Below are 16679 nucleotides of genomic sequence, written 5' to 3' on the forward strand. Positions count from 1 at the left end.
GCCTCACGCCTTTTCCGCGTGGATGTAATTGACCGCCTGGCGCAGCGCTTGGGCGTCTTTGGAACGCATCTGATAGGCGTAGTGTCCCATGGCGCGGCTGAAAACCTCTTCGATGGCCTGATGGTGGACGATCTTGTCGCCGTGGGCGGCTAGCACGTCGGCATGGCTATGCAAATAGTGGAGGTGCCGTTTGCGGCTGGCATAAGCGGTGAAGTACTTGCCCTCGTAAGGCCCGCCAGCGGCATCCCTGACCACCATCTCGGCCCACGCCGCATAGACGTCGATGTCGAACATATAGTTGATGGCGTCGGTCATCCAGGCGCCGGGTGGCCGCATGTTGACCTCAAGCGCGATGATGCGGTCGTCCTTGGTCTCGAACAGCTCGATATGGAAGAAGCGCTCGCGCACGTCGAAGGCCCTGAGGATCTTTCTGCCGGCCTCCTCGACTGCCGGGCTGATCTCAGGAAAGCAGGTGTAGCTCATGTGGCGATCACGGTTGACCACCTCCATGACGCTCTGGTCGTAGCGGTGGCTGGCCGCCAGCACCACGTCGCCGTCGCGGTTGACCAGCCCGTCGAAGGTCACCACCAGCCCCTCGATGAACTGCTCCATGACGAAGCTGACATCTTCCGGCTTGTCCTTGAAAAATTGGTCGAGTTCCCTCGTATTGGAAATCTTGAAGGTGTTCGAGGCGCCAGAGCCGGAGTCCGGCTTCACCACCACGGGATAGCCGACGCGGCGGATGAAGGTCATGGCGCCGGCCCGGTCGGAGCATTTGCGCTGCGGTATGGTCTCGACGCCGCTCTTGCGGAAGAAGGCGCGCATGCGGCTCTTGCGCTTCAAATTCTTCACGAAATCGAGTTTGGTGCCAAAGATGTTGAAGTCGGTACGGATGTTGGCTTCCAGTTCCAGCCAATGCTCGTTGAGCGACTCGAAGCGGTCGATGCGGCCCCATTTGTGGATGAAATGGCCCATCGCCCGGAACACCGGCTCGTAGTCCTCCATGTCGGCGATGCGATAATACTCCGACAGCGCCGTCTTCAGTTTTCCGTTCAGCGCTTCATAGGGCGCGTCGCCGATGCCGAGCACGGTGGCACCGGCCTTCCTCAGCCGATCGCAGAAGTCGGCGCCGTTGGCGGGAAAATGCGGCGAGAAGAACACGAAATTCATGGACGGCCTCCCCCGGCATTGTCACCAAGTCGACAGCCCAGTCTGGCGCATTTGCCGCGTGTGGGGAAGGGCGCGCACAGCGCCGCCATGCAGCCCACTTGCCTCTCCTTAGCCGCTCCTGTATGAAAACCGCCATGATCAACCGCGCCACCTCCGACGCTTCCCGTCAGACCGGCTTTGCTGGCGAGACCGTGCGCGCGCTTGCTTCCGCTCTGCTGCTTCTCGGCCTTAGCGGCGATCGCCGGGTTCGCTGAAGGAGCGCCCGGCGGTCGAACCGCCGCTCACGCGCATGCTCCTTGGCCAGTCTCAAAATTGGCAAGTCACATCAAGCGAATGAACATCTGGTAAAGGCGCCGCTCGGCACCAAATCCGCCTGAAGGCGGATCCCGCGAGCCGCCGGGAGAGACGACAATGAACGCACGAGAAGAGATCCGCGCAGACAGCGGTGAGATGGGCAAGGATGCTCGGGGCATGCCGGAGGCAGCCCGAGGCATGCCGGAGGCAGCCCGGAAATATCAACCTTACCCGACGGTCGGTCTCACCAACCGCATTTGGCCTTCGAAGGTCATCGACAAGGCGCCGATCTGGTGCTCGGTCGACCTGCGCGACGGCAACCAGGCGCTGATCGACCCGATGGGCCACGAGCGCAAGGCGCGCATGTTCGCCCTGCTCCTCGACATGGGCTTCAAGGAGATCGAGATCGGCTTCCCGTCTGCCTCGCAGACCGATTTCGATTTCGCCCGCTGGTGCATCGAAGAAGGCAATGTCTCAGCCGATGTCTCGCTGCAGGTGCTGGTGCAGTGCCGGCCGGAACTGATCACCCGCACCTTCGAGGCGCTGCAGGGCGCCGCCAACCCGATCGTGCATTTCTATAATTCGACCAGCGAATTGCAGCGCCGCGTCGTCTTCGAGAAGGACGTTGCCGGCATCAGGCGGATCGCCACCGATGCTGCCAAGATGATCACCGACATGGCGGCGAAGGCCGGCGGCGGTTATCGTTTCGAATATTCGCCGGAGAGCTTTACCGGCACCGAGCTCGAAGTGGCGCTGGAAATCTGCAACGCCGTCACCGAAATCGTGAAGCCGACGGCGGATAACAAGCTGATCATCAACCTGCCGTCCACGGTCGAGATGTCGACACCCAACATCTATGCCGATCGCATCGAATGGATGTGCCGCAACCTCGACAACCGCGAGAACCTGCTCATTTCGCTGCATCCGCACAACGACCGCGGCACCGGCGTCGCCACCACCGAGCTCGGCCTGATGGCGGGCGCGGACCGCGTCGAAGGCACGCTGTTCGGCAATGGCGAGCGCACCGGCAATGTCGACATCGTCACGCTGGCGCTCAACATGTACACGCAAGGCGTCGATCCCGAGCTCGACTGCTCCGACATAAACCGGATGAAGGACGTCTACGAATATTCGAACCAGTTGAAGATTCCCGAACGCCATCCCTATGTCGGCGAGCTCGTCTACACCGCCTTTTCCGGCTCGCACCAGGATGCCATCAACAAGGGCATGAAGGCGTTGCGCAAGGCCAACACGCCGTACTGGGAAGTGCCCTATCTGCCGATCGACCCGGCCGATGTCGGACGCAACTACGAGGCGATCATCCGCATCAACTCGCAGTCCGGCAAGGGCGGCATCGCCTATGTGCTGCACGCGGACTACGGCCTCAACCTGCCGCGCAACCTGCAGATCGAGTTCAGTCAAGCGATCCAGGCGATCACCGACGCCGAAGGCAAGGAGGTGCCGGCCAAGCGCATCTACGAGCGCTTTCTCGAAACCTATGTCGATCAGCCCGGCGCGCGGCTGAAGTTCCTCGACCACCACACCTATCCGGACCTCGAGACCAAGGGCCGGCGTGCGGTGGAGGCGGTCATCCTGGACAGGGGCAAGGAGGTGACGATTTCGGGCTCGGGAACCGGCCCGATCGACGGCTTCGTCGACGCGCTGTCGCGCCATGTCGGCGTGCCGATGTCGGTGCTCGACTATTCGGAGCACTCCATGCAGCGCGGCTCGAATGCCTCGGCCATCTCCTATGTCGAGATGGAGCATCCCGGCGGCAAGCTGTTCGGCGCCGGCATCAACACCAACATCGTGGCCGCTTCCCTGGAAGCCGTCGTTTCCGCCGCCAACCGCATCGTCGACCGAAAGGTCGACTAGAGCAATCCCAGGAAAAGTGCGTAGCGGTTTTCCGTCCGGAATTACGCAAAAACAAATACTTAGAGCGGTTCGGCGTAAGAGGGGCAAAAGTCGTGGCGGTCAAGCTGCGGAGCGGCTGCTGACGATGTTGGGCAGGTATGGGAGGTGAGGAGCGCCGGTGGTTTCGAGGCGAGCGCCGAGATAATCCCAGAATGAGAACCGGAGCTTTTGGCAGGTCTTGCTGAGGCCGAGGAAGGCATCGCGGCAGGCGCGCCCTGCCTGCGAGCGGGTGCCGCCCGAAATCTTGCGCCGGATCACTTGGCAGCGGATATCGTTCTCGGAGCCATTTGTATGAAGCGGGATCTCGGGCCGATCGAGGACGGTGAGCAACTCGGCCTTGTTGGCATGAAGTCTGGCCAGCAATCGATCGAGCGTGGCAAAGCCGGTGCGGCGTTTGAAGATGCGGTCGAAGCGCGCCAGCATCTGGGCCTTGCGGCGGCGTGAGGGCTGTCGCTTGTAGGCTTTGAGATCGCCGTAGAACCGCCAGATCAGCGATCGGACGTGCCTTTGGGCCTTGCGGTGCGGATCACAGAAGGTGTCGAGCTTGTGGACCAGGCGCTCGGCATGGACCCAGCACAGGGCATGGCGTGCGACCTCGAACTGGCCGGCATCGTCGCTCAGCACGACGGTGTCGGGCAGCAGGCCATGGGCCCTGATGGCGCCCCACAGCGCGCCCTCGGTGGCCAGCCGCGACGGGTCGAGGCTGTGCTTGAGGTCGTGGAAGCCGAGGCGCTCGAGGTGGCGCGCCCAGGCGTGCGCGTCGGCGAAGTGCTTGTCGGGATGCTCGGCCAGACGGGCGATGGCATGCTGGGGCAAGGCGCGGTTGCGCATGTAGGCCAGCGCCGCGGCGTTGACCACATAGTCGGTGTGGCCAGCGCGCAGCAACTCCAGGAAGTTGAGGCGGCTCTTGGAGCCTGTGGTGGCGAACCAGGCGAAGTGCTCGTTGCCGATCTGGGTGCAGGTCGCGTTCCTGCCCTGATGGCGGGCGCCGGTGTCGTCGACGCTGATCCAGGCGCTGGCAAGGCCGGCGCGCAGCACGTCGCGGGCCTCGGCCAGGAACGGCTCCTTGTCGGCAATCAGCAGGCGCACGAGCTGCCGCTTGGAGATCGCCATGCCGAGCCCGCGCAACAGTTCCAAAAGGCGCGGCATGGTGACCTGGCCCTGATGGTAGAGTGCCAACATGAAGCGCTGCAGCCCCGGCCCGAAATGGCCCGAAAGGCTGGCCGGCAGCGGCGCCGTCAGCGTTGTTCCGTCCGGCCGCAACCAGCGCTCGCAGCGAAAACGGATCACATGCGGGCGCAGCACCAGATCCTGCACCAAGAAGTCCGTGTAGCCCTTGAAGCGCGAGCCGGGCGGCACCGACCCGGGCGTTACGACCCGCTCTTCGTTGATCACCAGCTTGGCGTTCTTGGCTCCCCGGCCGCGACGCTGGCCATCGCCCGGCTTGCCGGCCGCACGCCCGCCCGCCTTCTCCATGCCACTCGGCGTGCTGGGCTTGATGTCCGGCCGACCCTTGCCGCCCTTCAGCCGTGCGATCTCGTCACTCTGCTGCGCAACCGTCCGCTCCAACTCCGCCACCCGACCCAGCAGCTGGATCACCAGCGCCTTCAGATCGGCATTCGACAGCGACTCAATGTCCGCAGGCGGTGACATGGCCGCAATGAATCAGAAAGGCTGCCCGTCGGGAATCTCGAGGCCCCAACCTGAGTCAATCTGACGCAGCCCTCGCCACGACTTTTGCCCCTCTTACGGTTCGGCGGGTCCATCAAAAAGCTGAACCGCTCTAGACAAGCTGTCGAAAGCTAACAGCGCTGGAGCAAGATGAACCCACTTCTTGCTCTGGTCTTTCGCGCCGTTAACCACCAGAAAATTATCCGGTGGGGTACGCGATCGCATAATGGCTGCATGCTTGTATGGCAGGGCAGGCCCTATATGATTGCGTCTTAACCTGTGCCGACTTCGAAAGGATCGACACTTGCAGCATGCCACGCCTGCCGCCCCCGCAGTGCGCGAGACGTTGGAGCGATTGCTAGCCAGCGAAACGTTCGGGAGATCCGAACGAGCGCGTAAGCTGCTTCGCTACCTGGTCGAACGCGAGCAGGCAGGCGAAGCCGACAAGCTCAAGGGCTTTTCCATCGCGATGGATGTTTTCGGCAAGGACGGCGATTTCGATCCGTCGACCGACGCCGTGGTGCGGGTGCAGGCGGGCAGGCTGCGCGAACTTCTGCAGCATTACTTCGCCAATGAGGGTGTTGCCGAGCCGATCCGCATCGCCATTCCGCGTGGCGGCTATGTTCCATCCTACGAACTCAACGCGATCCGCCTGCCGGCCGAGCCGAAGCCGGAGGAACACACCGAGGCGGCTGCCACCTTGTCGGGATCGCTCGAGGAACCCGGCATGGCCGCAGGTGCCGCATCGTTGATGTCCCCTGTCGTTCGCGAGCCGGCACCGTCGCTGCTGCGCCATCTCCAGTTCTTCTGGCTGGCGATCGCTCTGGTCATCGCCATGCTGGGCGTGCTGATCCTTCGTCAGGGAAGCGGCGCATTGCTGGCGGGAAGCGAAACCGCGTCGACGATCGAAAATGCGGTGGCAACCGGCAGCATTGCGCCATGGGCTCCGATTGAAAGCCTTCCGCTCGTCTACATTGCGGTGAAAACCAACAGCGCCGAGGCTGCCCGCGTCGCGGCATCGCTGCGCGCCGGCCTCAGCGGCTTCGATACGGTCACCTTCATCGGTCGGGACGCCGACGGCCCGCCCGATCCGGTCACCGATGCGATCAGCTTCGTATTCGATGTCTTGCCGGGACCAACGGCAGGCGATGTCACTCTGGAGCTTCAAAGCGTGGCGACCGGACGGGTCCTGCTATCACGCAACTTGACTGCCGCCGACAGCACACCCTCCGCCGTCGAGGACAGTGTCGCCGGCATTTTGAGTTCGGCCGTTCCCGCCTCTGGCACGATCTACAACTATATCGAACAGAGCGGTCTTCAGACCGGCCTGACGGAATGTCTGCTGCTCGACGACAAGTACTATCTCGACCAGGGCGCGAAAACCCATGAGGATGCCTATCGCTGTCTCGAAAAACTGATCAATCGGAATGCGAAATCGTCGCTCGTCTATTCGGAGCTGGCGACCCTGCATCTCGAGGCGGCCACAGATCACTACGCCTATCCAGCCGGCGCAACGCTCGAACAGGCGATGTCGCTTGCCCGTCGCGCCGTGCAGATGGGGCCGACCAGCCCCTATGCGCACCGTGCCTATGGCTATCTCAATTCCCGCCTCGGCAATTCGGAGGAATCGATCCGCTGGATGCACAAGGCCTACGAACTCAACCCTTACGACCTCAGCATGGCGGCAGCTTATGCCTATGGGCTGATTTTCGCCGGCAGGTACAGGGAGGGAACACCGATCCTTGCTCACGCCGCCGAAACCTCCAGCGCGCATCCGCCCTGGTGGGACTACGGGCTTTTCGTCGGGCAGTTCATGGCGGGCGATATGAATAAGGCCGCGCTTGCCAGCGATGCGCTGCAAGCGACGCCGACGAAATCGCACTATCTGGCTGCGCGGCTGATCGGCGCGAAGGCAACCGGCCGCAATCAACTGGCGCATGAACTCGTGGACGAGATGACTGTCAAATTCCCGAAATTCGCTGCCGATCCGCGCGCGACCTTTGTCGAGCGGAGATACCCCGCCGATCTAACCGATCGGCTGGTCGAAGCGTTGCGTGCCGCCGGGCTCGGCAATGCCAGCTAGATTTCTGAATTAGCATGGCTGATCGCGAAAATTTTACTGGCCATCGGCTTGGACAAGGCGCAATCCAGCCACAATCTGGAATTTCGCATCCTGTTTGATTTTGCAATAAAACCATAAAATTGCATGATTTCATCCCTTTACGCTGCCGAACGGGGCGCCGGTCCGAAGACGGTTGTCTTCCTGCATGGCTTCGGCGGTTGCCACGACGACTGGCACGAGGTGATTTCGACACTGGCACTTGGTTCACGGACGCTGGCCTATGATCTTCCGGGCCATGGGCTATCCCTCGATTTTCCGGGTGGCGGTCCGGCCAAGGCGGCCGCCCGGGCCGTTCTTGCAGACCTCGCCGCACGCAGAATAAGTAGGGTGCATCTCGTCGGCCACTCGATGGGCGGAGCGGCGGCAGTGCTGATGGCATTGGCCGAGCCCGAAAGGATAGCGTCGCTGACGCTTCTGGCGCCGGGCGGATTTGGGACTGAGATCAACGGCCAGCTGTTGCGCCGATACGCCGCCGCTGCCGGCAAGAGCGAACTTCGCGCCTGCCTCGCCGCCATGTCCGGACCGCAAAGCCTGCCCTCGGAGCGCATCGTGGATGTGCTTGGCGAAATGCGTGCGCGTCCCGGCCAGTTGCAGAAACTTGTCGAGATCGCGGGCGCCATGACTAGGGACGATCGGCAGGGCGTCATCCCGCGCGAACGGCTCGAAACGCTTGATATGCCGGTGATGGTGGTTTGGGGGACAGATGACGCGGTGCTGCCCTTCACACAGGCCGATGGACTACCGGCGCATTTCCACCTGCACCACGTGTTGGAGGCCGGCCATATGCTGGTCGAGGAAGCGCCCGGCCTGATCGCCGAGATCGTCCGCCGCAACATGAAACGCCGCGCCAGGCCGCTTCGTCCAAACTCCGCCTCCGAGGCGAACTGATCAGTCCCTGTCAAAGCGCGGCTTCGGGCCGGATTTGGTCCGGCAAGCCGTCTATCGATCTCGCAAGTGCATTTTGCTGCATTTTGCCGACGGCTGTGTTAATTCGGTGTTAACCAAACCCGCGAGGCAAACGCCGATGAAGGATGCAGGCGAGAACATCACCCAGATCGATCAGTCGCGAAAACTGTCCGACGCCATTCGCGATGTGAAAAACGCCTTCGCCGACCGCGACGACGTCGTGATCGACATGCGCGAGGCGCATCGCATGCGGCTGGAATTGCTTGCCGCCGAACTCGCGCCCATCTTCGCCGACGTGCCCGCCGACATGGACAATTTCGACTTCGCCGTCTCGTCCGGACTGCAGCCGCGCCTCTGGATCGACGCCGTCAGCCATGTCGCCATGGGACGCGACCGCCGCACCTATCGCTTCCTCAGGGATACGCGCATCGGCCGGGTGGTGCTCGCCGAATCAACCGAGATGAAACCGGTTGCCGATCAGGTGATGCGCTACGTCGCGGAGCGCGTCGTCGAACGCCAGAGAATGATGGAAGGCGGGGTCGAGCAGGCTGTCGCCGGCCTGAAGCGTGCCTTGGTCCTGGAAGCCGAGCCGCCACTGCGATCCGTCCCGCGCGGCAAGCGTTGGTCGGCGTTTCTCTCCGGTCTCGGCCTGATCGCCGCAGGCGCCCTGGTCGGGCTGGCTGTATCGATCGTGTTGTTCTGGGACCGCCTTGTTGCGATGGGACTGAGCTTTGGACCATGATCCTGAACCGAAGGTCCGCGTAGCAAAAAGTGGAAACCGGTTTTCGGAAAAGATCATGGTCAAACAAAAAGATAGAGCTCCATCCCAATTCTATCGGATGGAACAGGCTCTAATGCATGTCGCGCAAAAGTGCGCAGCGGTTTTGCGATAACGACATGTATAAAACAACAACCTGAAGCGCGTCGCGCGAGGCCGATCGAACACGACGCGCTTCAGGCCATAGCGTCTGCGCCAAGCTCCAGAATCTCCAGATCGGAAGGCGGGATGGCCGGCCCGGTCAGGCCACGTCGCGTCAGCCTGATCCGCCAATTGTCTTTTTCGCCATCGATCTCCAACAGATTATATTGCGCCGCCGGCCGCCTGCCGCCTGGCGCCTGCCCTGCGGCGGCGACACCGACCACTGGAATTTTGGCGCCGCGCCCGTTGATGGAGAACAGCGTCGGCTCGTGAGAATGGCCGTGCAGCACAAGCTCGGCCCCGTGCCGCTGAACGACCTTGTGGAAGCGGGCAATGCCGAACAGCCGCTTGGGCTGCGAAACGGCGCCGCGCACTGGCGGATGGTGGATCATGATCACCCGGAACAGTCCGCGCTTGGCCGTAGCATCGAGCACTTCGCGCAGCCTTTCCGCCTGGTCTTCCAAAAAGAAGCCGTTGGCCATGAACGGAGCCGTGGCCCGCGCCGTCGTCACACCGATCAGCGCGACGTTGCCACGCACGCGCAGATACGGAAAGGCGTCGCGGTCGATCGGCGTATTGACGCCGTCGCCGGTCATCCATGCCGTCCACGACCGGCAGGCCTTGTCGAAGGCGCCAGGCACATAGGCGTCGTGGTTTCCTGGAACGACCGACACATCATCGGGAGAACCCAGCGTCTCCAGCCAGTGCTTGCCCATCTCGATCTCGCCATCGAGCGCCAGATTGACCAGATCGCCGGTGACAGCAAGGTGATCCGGTGCGCTCGCCTTGATATCGGCGACGATCGTGTCGATGACGGCATCGCGCATGTGACGGCGGCGGTTGCGCTGCCAGTTGACGTAACCGACCACGCGCTTGGAGGCGAGATCGCGATAGGTTACACCGGGAAGCGGCCCCAGATGGATATCGGAAATATGCGCGAGCCTGAACATCCTCTCTTCATAAGCGACGCGCGCGCTGCTTTCCACCCACGGTTTCGTGGGTGATGACGCGGCCCGATCCGGAGCAAGCTTTCCGCCAGGCCGGCTGGCCGGGTCTCAGGGCAAGGCTGTTTCATCTGTATTTCGTGCTGCGGCGGCCGATGACGCTCGGGGTGCGCGGCTTGATCCACGACCGCACGTCCAATTCCGTCTTCCTCATTCGCCACACCTATGTACCGGGCTGGCAGCTTCCCGGCGGTGGCGTCGAGCTGGGCGAGACGATGCTCGAGGCGCTGGCGCGCGAGCTCTCCGAGGAGGGCAATATTGCATTGACCGAGCCGCCATTGCTGAAATCGATGCATTTCAACCGTCGGGCCAGCCGCCGCGACCATGTCGGCCTCTATTTGGTCGAGCAGTTCAATCAGACGGCGCCGAAGCTGCCGGACCGCGAGATCGCCGCAGCCGGTTTCTTTCCGCTCGACCGCCTGCCGGAAGGAACGACGCCGGCCACACTGCGGCGGATTGCCGAGATTTTTGGCGGCGCGGCGGCGTCGCCCTATTGGTAGGTCACGCTGCCTTCCTGAACCGCGCCCGGTCATGCGGCGCCGCGTAGTCCAGTTCCGGCCCGACCGGCACGATACCCGTCGGGTTGATCGTTTCATGGCTGCCGTAATAGTGCGCCTTGATGTGGTGCAGGCTCACCGTGCCTGCGACGCCCGGGACCTGATAGAGGTCGCGCAGATAGTTCGACAGATTCGGATAGTCGGCGATGCGGCGCAGGTTGCACTTGAAATGGCCGACATAGACCGGATCGAAACGGACCAGCGTGGTGAACAGCCGCCAATCGGCCTCGGTGATGCGGTCACCGACGAGATAACGCTGGCGAGACAGGCGATCCTCGAGTTGATCGAGCGCCGAGAACAGTTCGCCAAACGCTTTTTCATAGGCCGCTTGCGTCGTGGCGAAGCCGGCGCGATAGACGCCGTTGTTGACTGAGGGATAGACCAGCGCATTGACGGCGTCGATTTCGCGGCGCAGTGCCTGCGGATAGAAATCGAGGCTGGCATCGCCCCATTCATCGAAGGCTGAATTGAGCATCCGGATGATCTCGGAGGACTCGTTGGAGACGATTGTTTGTTCTCGCCTGTCCCACAGAACCGGCACCGTCACGCGGCCGGAATAGGCGGGATCGGCCTTGGTGTAGATCTGATGCAGGAAATCGAGGCCGTAGAGCGTGTCACCGGTGGCGCCGTCCTCGGCCAGGAAGGTCCAGCCGTTGGCGCCCATGAAATGATGGACGACCGAGACCGAAATCACGCCCTCGAGCTTCTTCAGCGCTCGAAAGATCAGCGTCCGGTGCGCCCAGGGACAGGCAAGCGAGACATAGAGATGGTAGCGGCCAGGTTCGGCCTTGAAGCCGCGCTTGCGGCCTTCGGCCGGCGTGCCGTCGACCGTGACCCAGTCGCGCCAGTGCGACTGCGCCCGCACGAACTCGCCGTCGCTGCCCTTGGTGTCGTACCCGCGGTCCTGCCATTTGCCGTCGACAAGCAATCCCATGCGATGTCCTTTCGTCTTCATGGGGATGTAGGCACATACCGACGATGCGGAAACCGCCAGGCGTTGAACAGTTCGTCAATCGCCAGGGCGGCAAACGAAGGGCGGCAGGCAAAAACGGCCGATTGCAGTGGCTGAAGATTGATGCTAGCGGAAAATCCGCATGTTCGACTTTGCCTTGATCCGGTTCGACCGACGACGAAAGGGCGCCCGCGCTTGATGAAGCGCTGACTGGCGAACGCTGCCGTTTGCAGCAAACCTTTCCCGTCTACCGGAACGCAAAGACCATGAGCCTTGCCGACGTGAAATACCTGCCGGAAAATCCGGCGCATGACCCCGAAATCGAAGCCATCAACGACGAAGCCTTCGGGCCGGGCCGTTTCGTGCTGGGCGCCTACAAGATCCGCGAGGGCGGCCCGCATGAACGCGCTTTGTCCTTCGTGGCCGTCGATGACGACATCGTTGTTGCCTCGGTGCGCATGACGCGCATCGCGGCCGGCGCCGGCCGTGCGCTTATGCTCGGACCGCTTGCCGTGCGGCCGGCCTTCAAGAATCTCGGCATCGGCCGCCGGCTGGTGACGATCGCACTGGAAGCCGCCGCCAAGGCCGGCATGCCGGCCGTGATGCTCGTCGGCGACGAGCCCTATTACGGCCCGCTCGGCTTCAAGAGAATCCCGCGTGGGCAAATCTCCATGCCGCGCCCGGTCGATCTCGACCGGCTTTTGTCGCATGAGATCGTGCCGGGCGCGATGGCACGGCTGGTGGGCGAGGTTTGCCACGCCGATCAGGCAAGAATTGCCGCGCACGTCGCCGCGATGGCGTGACCATCCGGATGCTGTTGCGCCGTCCTGTCGGGCTTCGTAGCATGTGGCCGGCAGGAAGGAGGACGCCGACATGAACCCGAACGGCCAGATTGCGATCGTCACCGGCGGCGGCTCCGGCCTCGGCGAAGCGACGGCACGTGCACTGGCCGCGAAGGGCGCCGGCGTTGCAATCCTCGACCTCGGCATCGAGCGTGCGGCGAAGATTGCGGCCGATATCGGCGGCATCGCCGTCCAATGCGACGTAAGCAGCGCCGACGGCGGTGCTGCTTACGTGGCGGAAGTGGCAAAAAAGCTCGGCGAACCTCGTATCCTGGTGAATTGCGCCGGCATCGCCATCGGCATGAAGACGATCGGCAAGGACGGTCCGCACCCGCTCGACCAATACCGCAAAGTGATCGAGGTCAATCTGATTGGCACCTTCAATATGATCCGCCTCGTCGCCGACCGGGCCGCAAAGCTTGAGCCGCTGGAGGGCGGCGAGCGCGGCGTCATCGTCAACACGGCATCGGTCGCCGCCTATGACGGTCAAATCGGCCAGGCGGCCTATTCAGCCTCCAAGGGCGGCGTCGTCGGTATGACCCTGCCGGTTGCGCGCGACCTTGCCCGGTCGGGCATTCGCGTCTGTACCATCGCGCCCGGCATCTTCAAGACGCCGATGATATCAGGCATGCCGCAAGAGGTGCAGGATTCGCTGGGCGCCGCGGTGCCCTTCCCGTCCCGTCTCGGCGAGCCTTCCGAATATGCCGCCCTTGTGCTGCACATCGTCGAAAACCAGATGCTCAACGGCGAGACCATCCGCCTTGACGGCGCCATCCGCATGGCGCCGAAGTAGTCAATCATGAGTGCCGAAGTCTCACCGCAGGCGAAGACCGGCCCGCTCGCCGGTCTGACGGTGATCGAGATGGCCGGGATTGGACCGGTGCCGCTGGCCGGCCTGATGCTGTCAGAGATGGGAGCCGAGGTGCTGCGCATCGAGCGGATTGGGTCGACCCAGCCGTTCCTGTCGCTACCGGATGAATACGACATCGATCGTCACGGCCGCTCCATCCTGCGGATTGACCTAAGGCGCTGGGAAGGCGCCGAACTGGTGCTGCGCCTTGCCGAAAAGGCCGACATTCTGGTCGAAGGGTTTCGTCCCGATGTCATGGAGCGGTTTGGCCTCGGGCCGGATGCGGTACTGGCGCGTAACCCGGCGCTGATCTACGGCCGCATGACGGGATTCGGCCAGGACGGACCGCTATCGGGTCGTGCCGGCCACGACATCACCTACCTCGCCTATTCGGGTGTGCTGCACGCCATCGGCCAGGAAGGAAGCCGGCCAGTCCCACCGCTCAACCTCGTCGCCGACTATGGCGGCGCCGTGATGCTGGTTGCCGGCGCACTGGCCGCCCTGTTTGAGCGTTCGCGCTCCGGCAGGGGCCAGGTGATCGATGCCGCGATGATCGAGGGCGCTTCGATGCTGGCGACACCTGTGCACGCCTTGATGGCGGCGGGCCTGTGGAGTGACACGCGCGGCGCGAACCTGCTCGATTCCGGCGCGCCCTTCTACGATACCTATGAGACGGCGGACAGACGGCACGTCGCCGTCGGCTGCCTTGAACCCCGGTTCTTCGCTGAATTCGCAAGCCTGCTGCCGCTCGACAAGCGTTTTGTGCACGGCCAATATGACAGGAATTTGTGGCCGCAGATGCGCGCTGCCATTGCCGATCGGGTCGGGCAGAAGACACGGGACGACTGGGACCGTCTCTTTGCTGCGACCGATGCTTGCGTTGCACCGGTTCTGTCGTTGCGGGAAGCCAGGGATCATCCGCACAATCGCGCTCGCAACGCCTTTGTGACGTCGGGTGCGCTTGAACGCCCCGCCCCGGCCCCGCGCTTTTCGCGCTCCCGGCCGACGCTTGCCGCCATGCCGGCCGATCACGATTGTCAGGCGGCGACCGTGCTGGCACGCTTCGGCCTTTCAGAAAGCGAAACTGAGGCCCTTGTCAAATCCGGTGTGATAGGTTGATAACCGGAGAATAAAAATCAGCTTAAGACGGTGTGGATTTTGGCCGACCGAAAAAAGGACGTGATCCGCGAGACCGACGCCGAAGCGATCAGGCTGGCGAAGACGCTGATCCGCAGCGCCCGTTTCGGCGCGCTGGCGGTGATCGAGCCCGGGATCGGTTCGCCGCTGGCCAGCAGGGTTGGTGTCGCCACCGATATCGACGGCGCGCCGCTGATCCTTGTATCAATGCTGTCCGCCCATACCGGCGCAATCCTTGCCGACCCGCGCTGTTCGCTGCTTGTCGGCGAGCCCGGCAGGGGCGACCCGCTGGCGCACCCGCGGTTGACGCTCGTCTGTCGGGCAGCACGGCTTGAGCGTGGATCCGGCGAGCACGCCCGCGCCGAACGGCGCTATCTCAACCGCAACCCCAAGGCGAGGCTCTATGCCGGACTTGGCGACTTCTCGATCTTCCGCCTCGAGCCGGAGCGGGCCAGTCTCAACGGCGGCTTCGGCAAGGCCTACTTGCTCGAGCGCACCGATCTGGTCACGACCGCTCCGATCGTCGAAGAGCTTGCCGCTGGTGAACAATCCGCCCTCGACCATATGAATGCCGACCATAGCGACGCAATTGCCGTCTACGCGCGCCATTTCGCCAAGGCCGCAGGCGACGGCTGGGTCATCACCGGCTTCGACGCCGACGGCATGGACCTGGCATTGGGCGACGATGTCTGCCGGGTCTTCTTCCCCGAGCCACTGAGGACAGCGCATGAGCTCCGGCATGTTCTGGTCGACATGGCAAAGACCGGCCGAGTTGCAGACGAAACACAGTCCGACAGTTAATCGTGTCGGGTCGAAAGCAAGTCTTGAGGTTTGAGTGAAATGTTCTACCCTTTCTCGGTAGCGTTGAATCGCCAGCGCACATTCGCGAGTGAGTCTATGGAATCAGACGCTATTGCCCCCATAGCGCCGGATGAGCAGGAAGGTGTGGGGGATCGATGGTCTCGAAAAAGCTAATCGCCAATGCCGAATCAGCGGCTGCGTTTCTGACGCTGATGGGCAACGAGAAACGATTGTTGATCATGAACTATCTGGCCGACGGTGAAATGTCGGTCGGTGCTATCGCCGAGAAGGTTCTGCTCAGCCAATCCGCCCTGTCACAGCATCTGGCCAAACTGCGGGCGCTCGATCTCGTCGAGACCCGGCGCGACCGGCAGATGATCTACTATTCCTGCAAATCCGATGCCGTGCGCGAACTTCTCAACACGTTGGACGGGATTTTCGGCGAAGGTGAGTTGTCGCAGATGGCGTACCGCCTGCGTCGCTCCGGGACTTGACCGCCAATGCATGTCGCCCAAAGCCTGCCCTTGGGCTTGACCCGAGGGTGCGAAGCGGTTTTGGGATAACGACATGCATAACAACAAGAACTGGCCCAAGCACCCCCTACCTCGCTGACGGTTCTTAGAGCGACTTGCGTCCATTTGGACGTAGGAAGTACTTTGGATCCACGCATCGAGCTGTCCGAAAACCCACTGCGATTTTCGGGGCGATGCGTGTCCGCCGAGGCAAGCATGCGCCCCATTCGTATCGAAGACCCGCAAGACCCGCGCGTCGCCGCCTATCTCGACATCCGCGAGCGCGATCTTGCCGGCCGGCAGGGCCGCTTCGTCGCCGAAGGCAAGGTGGTGCTCGAAATGCTGCTCGCGGCCAAACGCTTTTCGGCCGAATCGGTGCTGGTACTCGAAAACCGGCTGGCAGGCCTCGACGGAACCCTGCGCAAGGCACCCGCGGACCTTCCGGTCTACGTCGCGGCCAGCGAGGTCATGGACAGGATTGCCGGCTTTCACATGCATCGCGGCATATTGGCGATCGGCCGCAAGGGCGCGGCGCAGCCTGCAGAGGCCTTGCTTGACACCTTGCCCGCCCGCGCGTTGATCGTCGTGCTGGTCGGCATCGCTAACCATGACAATATGGGCTCGATCTTTCGCAACGCCGCCGCCTTCGGCGCCGATGCGGTGTTTCTGGACGCGACCTGCTGCGATCCGCTGTACCGCAAGGCGATCCGCGTCTCGGTCGGCGCCGCGCTGAAAGTTCCCTTCGCCTCCCTCACTGAGACCATCGGCTTCACCGCGGCGCTCGACCGGCTGGGCTTCGGCCAGTTCGCTTTGTCGCCACGCGGCCAAACCGGCATCCGCGATGCGAAAGGGACTGAACGGCTGGCGCTCTATCTCGGCACCGAAGGCGAAGGCCTGCCCGAAAGTCTGCTCGCCCGCCTGCGGACGGTGCGGATCGATATGGCAGAAGGCTTCGACAGCCTGAATGTCGCCGCCGCGTCAGCCATCGCCTTACATCATTTTTCGGCAAGCAGGACCTGAGCCGCAGA

Annotated in this window: 15 protein-coding genes; 11 read left to right on the top strand and 4 right to left on the bottom strand. The window is 62.9% G+C overall.

Translation table 11 applies throughout. The annotated features are described in order from the left end of the window. Positions 1-3: 3 nt before the first annotated feature. On the bottom strand, positions 4-1170 hold the full coding sequence (locus AC0L3L_RS29265) for an ATP-grasp domain-containing protein (RefSeq protein ID WP_473640503.1): 1167 nt from the start codon (positions 1168-1170) through the stop codon (positions 4-6). A gap of 450 nt (positions 1171-1620) precedes the next feature. Between AC0L3L_RS29265 and leuA the strand changes: the two genes are divergently transcribed. Beyond that, entirely contained in the window at positions 1621-3339 is a 1719-nt protein-coding gene (leuA, locus tag AC0L3L_RS29270) for a 2-isopropylmalate synthase (protein WP_473640548.1), read from the top strand. A gap of 99 nt (positions 3340-3438) precedes the next feature. Here the strand turns inward: leuA and AC0L3L_RS29275 are convergent, their stop codons facing one another. Next, positions 3439-5031, bottom strand: a complete 1593-nt coding sequence (locus AC0L3L_RS29275) for an IS66 family transposase (protein ID WP_473640505.1) — start codon at positions 5029-5031, stop codon at positions 3439-3441. Positions 5032-5353: 322 nt separating this feature from the next. On the opposite strand from AC0L3L_RS29275, the gene AC0L3L_RS29280 reads away from it, so the two are divergent. From AC0L3L_RS29280 to AC0L3L_RS29290, 3 genes are all read left to right on the top strand, one after another. Continuing rightward, a complete protein-coding gene (locus AC0L3L_RS29280) occupies positions 5354-7132 on the top strand; it encodes a tetratricopeptide repeat protein (protein ID WP_473640507.1) in 1779 nt (592 codons plus the stop codon). 123 nt (positions 7133-7255) lie between these two features. Next, entirely contained in the window at positions 7256-8059 is an 804-nt protein-coding gene (locus AC0L3L_RS29285) for an alpha/beta fold hydrolase (protein ID WP_473640509.1), read from the top strand. A gap of 136 nt (positions 8060-8195) precedes the next feature. Next, the gene (locus AC0L3L_RS29290; protein WP_473640511.1) at positions 8196-8819 is read left to right on the top strand and encodes a hypothetical protein; all 624 of its coding nucleotides are present in this window, start codon (positions 8196-8198) and stop codon (positions 8817-8819) included. Between the two features lie 212 nt (positions 8820-9031). Here AC0L3L_RS29290 and AC0L3L_RS29295 read toward each other — a convergent pair whose 3' ends face one another. Continuing rightward, positions 9032-9946: a metallophosphoesterase family protein gene (locus AC0L3L_RS29295; protein WP_123149405.1), complete on the bottom strand. Its 915-nt coding sequence runs from the start codon at positions 9944-9946 to the stop codon at positions 9032-9034. A 53-nt stretch (positions 9947-9999) separates the two neighbouring features. Here AC0L3L_RS29295 and AC0L3L_RS29300 point away from each other — a divergent pair, with 53 nt between their 5' ends. Further along, a complete protein-coding gene (locus AC0L3L_RS29300) occupies positions 10000-10500 on the top strand; it encodes an NUDIX domain-containing protein (RefSeq protein WP_473640512.1) in 501 nt (166 codons plus the stop codon). A gap of 1 nt (position 10501) precedes the next feature. Here the strand turns inward: AC0L3L_RS29300 and AC0L3L_RS29305 are convergent, their stop codons facing one another. Then, positions 10502-11491, bottom strand: a complete 990-nt coding sequence (locus AC0L3L_RS29305) for a glutathione S-transferase family protein (protein ID WP_473640514.1) — start codon at positions 11489-11491, stop codon at positions 10502-10504. A gap of 284 nt (positions 11492-11775) precedes the next feature. Between AC0L3L_RS29305 and AC0L3L_RS29310 the strand changes: the two genes are divergently transcribed. The 6 genes from AC0L3L_RS29310 to AC0L3L_RS29335 all read left to right on the top strand — a co-directional run bounded on the left by AC0L3L_RS29310 (position 11776) and on the right by AC0L3L_RS29335 (position 16671). Continuing rightward, positions 11776-12312 (top strand): GNAT family N-acetyltransferase, encoded by a 537-nt coding sequence (locus tag AC0L3L_RS29310; RefSeq protein WP_473640516.1) that lies wholly within the window; start codon positions 11776-11778, stop codon positions 12310-12312. A 70-nt stretch (positions 12313-12382) separates the two neighbouring features. Continuing rightward, entirely contained in the window at positions 12383-13144 is a 762-nt protein-coding gene (locus tag AC0L3L_RS29315) for a 3-hydroxyacyl-CoA dehydrogenase (RefSeq protein ID WP_473640518.1), read from the top strand. A 6-nt stretch (positions 13145-13150) separates the two neighbouring features. Next, on the top strand, positions 13151-14320 hold the full coding sequence (locus AC0L3L_RS29320; protein WP_473640520.1) for a CaiB/BaiF CoA transferase family protein: 1170 nt from the start codon (positions 13151-13153) through the stop codon (positions 14318-14320). A gap of 39 nt (positions 14321-14359) precedes the next feature. After that, positions 14360-15139, top strand: a complete 780-nt coding sequence (locus AC0L3L_RS29325; RefSeq protein WP_473640522.1) for a HugZ family pyridoxamine 5'-phosphate oxidase — start codon at positions 14360-14362, stop codon at positions 15137-15139. A 155-nt stretch (positions 15140-15294) separates the two neighbouring features. Next, positions 15295-15633: an ArsR/SmtB family transcription factor gene (locus AC0L3L_RS29330; RefSeq protein ID WP_123149342.1), complete on the top strand. Its 339-nt coding sequence runs from the start codon at positions 15295-15297 to the stop codon at positions 15631-15633. Positions 15634-15867: 234 nt separating this feature from the next. Beyond that, positions 15868-16671, top strand: coding sequence for a TrmH family RNA methyltransferase (locus tag AC0L3L_RS29335; RefSeq protein WP_473640524.1), 804 nt, complete (start codon positions 15868-15870; stop codon positions 16669-16671). Positions 16672-16679 lie beyond the last annotated feature (8 nt).

This window comes from Mesorhizobium sp. WSM4849 (assembly GCF_055811385.1).

Excerpts from the sequence above, each read along its gene's own strand:
- AC0L3L_RS29265 (WP_473640503.1), bottom strand. The coding sequence starts at position 1,170 with ATGAATTTCGTGTTCTTCTCGCCGCATTTTCCCGCCAACGGCGCCGAC.
- leuA (WP_473640548.1), top strand. The coding sequence starts at position 1,621 with ATGGGCAAGGATGCTCGGGGCATGCCGGAGGCAGCCCGAGGCATGCCG.
- AC0L3L_RS29275 (WP_473640505.1), bottom strand. The coding sequence starts at position 5,031 with ATGTCACCGCCTGCGGACATTGAGTCGCTGTCGAATGCCGATCTGAAG.
- AC0L3L_RS29285 (WP_473640509.1), top strand. The coding sequence starts at position 7,256 with ATGATTTCATCCCTTTACGCTGCCGAACGGGGCGCCGGTCCGAAGACG.
- AC0L3L_RS29290 (WP_473640511.1), top strand. The coding sequence starts at position 8,196 with ATGAAGGATGCAGGCGAGAACATCACCCAGATCGATCAGTCGCGAAAA.
- AC0L3L_RS29295 (WP_123149405.1), bottom strand. The coding sequence starts at position 9,946 with ATGTTCAGGCTCGCGCATATTTCCGATATCCATCTGGGGCCGCTTCCC.
- AC0L3L_RS29300 (WP_473640512.1), top strand. The coding sequence starts at position 10,000 with ATGACGCGGCCCGATCCGGAGCAAGCTTTCCGCCAGGCCGGCTGGCCG.
- AC0L3L_RS29305 (WP_473640514.1), bottom strand. The coding sequence starts at position 11,491 with ATGGGATTGCTTGTCGACGGCAAATGGCAGGACCGCGGGTACGACACC.
- AC0L3L_RS29310 (WP_473640516.1), top strand. The coding sequence starts at position 11,776 with ATGAGCCTTGCCGACGTGAAATACCTGCCGGAAAATCCGGCGCATGAC.
- AC0L3L_RS29315 (WP_473640518.1), top strand. The coding sequence starts at position 12,383 with ATGAACCCGAACGGCCAGATTGCGATCGTCACCGGCGGCGGCTCCGGC.
- AC0L3L_RS29320 (WP_473640520.1), top strand. The coding sequence starts at position 13,151 with ATGAGTGCCGAAGTCTCACCGCAGGCGAAGACCGGCCCGCTCGCCGGT.
- AC0L3L_RS29330 (WP_123149342.1), top strand. The coding sequence starts at position 15,295 with ATGGTCTCGAAAAAGCTAATCGCCAATGCCGAATCAGCGGCTGCGTTT.
- AC0L3L_RS29335 (WP_473640524.1), top strand. The coding sequence starts at position 15,868 with ATGCGCCCCATTCGTATCGAAGACCCGCAAGACCCGCGCGTCGCCGCC.